The following is a 1,088-nucleotide window of genomic DNA, read 5'->3' on the forward strand; positions in this document are numbered from 1 at the left end:
GAGACAGCGCCGAAACCGCCCGCCGCACCGCCAAGGCCCGCGCCGACCGGCGCGCCTGGCGCAGCGAATGGTCCTACTGGGCCGGCGCCGCGGTCATCATGACCGCCATCTGGGCCGTCTCCGCACTCCGCGAAGGGGACTGGACGCGCTACTGGCCCGCCGCACCACTCGGCATCTGGGCCGCCGTCCTCATCTCCTACGCCATCTGGCCCTCCGACGACGACTGACCCCCGAAATATCGCTCGCATCCCGCCCGGCCCCTCCACCACACTGCCGACTGTGACGCACCTCCACATCTTCGACATGGACGGCACCCTGCTCACCGGCACCACCGCCAACCTCGAAGTCGCACGGCACCTCGGCACCCTCACCGAACTCCGCGACCTCGAAGCCCGCTTCGCCGCCGGCGCCCTCGACACCCGCGGCTTCTCCACCCAGATCCACCGGCTCTGGCGCGACCTCACCCCCGACATCGTCGCCACCGCCTACACCGCCGCGACCTGGCTCACCGGCATCGCCGACGTCTGCGCCGACATCCGCGCCCGCGGCGAGCACTCCGCCGTCATCACCATGTCGCCCGACTTCTTCGCCCGCCGCCTCCTGGACCACGGCTTCGACGACGTCATCGCCTCCCGCTTCCCCCCGATGCCGTTCACCGGCACCCTCGACCCCGCCGGCATCCTCACCCCCGACGACAAGGTCCGCATCACCGAGGAACTCCGCACCCGCCACGGCCTCACCACCGCCCAGTGCACCGCCTACGGCGACTCCATGTCCGACGCGCCGCTGTTCCGGCACCTCGCCAACACCGTCGCCGTCAACGCCGACCACCACCTCGCCGACATCGCCGCCCTCGACTACCGCGGCACCGACCTCACCCAGGCCTACACCCTCGCCCGCACCCTCCAACCCGCCTGACCACCGCCCCCGGCCGCCTCGACCTCACGACCGGCCACGCCTCGCCACACGCCGCCCTGCCGGGGGACCGGGGACCGGGGGCTCGTCGACGGCCGCCCCGTCGCCGGGAGGTCGCCGCCGAGGCCGGCGAAGTCGCCGGCGTCCCGCCATGCCTTGCCCGAGTCGTGGAC

General features: G+C 73.1%; 2 protein-coding genes and 1 pseudogene. 2 read left to right on the forward strand and 1 reads right to left on the reverse strand.

What is annotated here, in order from left to right; translation table 11 throughout:
• Both E1266_RS38645 and E1266_RS37385 read left to right on the forward strand, forming a co-directional pair.
• Positions 1-227 (forward strand): annotated as a pseudogene (locus tag E1266_RS38645) (hypothetical protein); the annotation flags it as partial.
• Between the two features lie 52 nt (positions 228-279).
• On the forward strand, positions 280-918 hold the full coding sequence (locus E1266_RS37385) for an HAD-IB family phosphatase (RefSeq protein ID WP_132055324.1): 639 nt from the start codon (positions 280-282) through the stop codon (positions 916-918).
• Here the strand turns inward: E1266_RS37385 and E1266_RS39115 are convergent.
• Positions 885-1,088: hypothetical protein (locus E1266_RS39115; protein WP_207946167.1), on the reverse strand; the 204-nt coding region annotated here is incomplete at its 5' end. The two genes, E1266_RS37385 and E1266_RS39115, sit on opposite strands and share 34 nt — an antisense overlap.

This window comes from Actinomadura sp. 7K534 (genome assembly GCF_004348575.1).
GTDB lineage: Bacteria > Actinomycetota > Actinomycetes > Streptosporangiales > Streptosporangiaceae > Spirillospora > Spirillospora livida.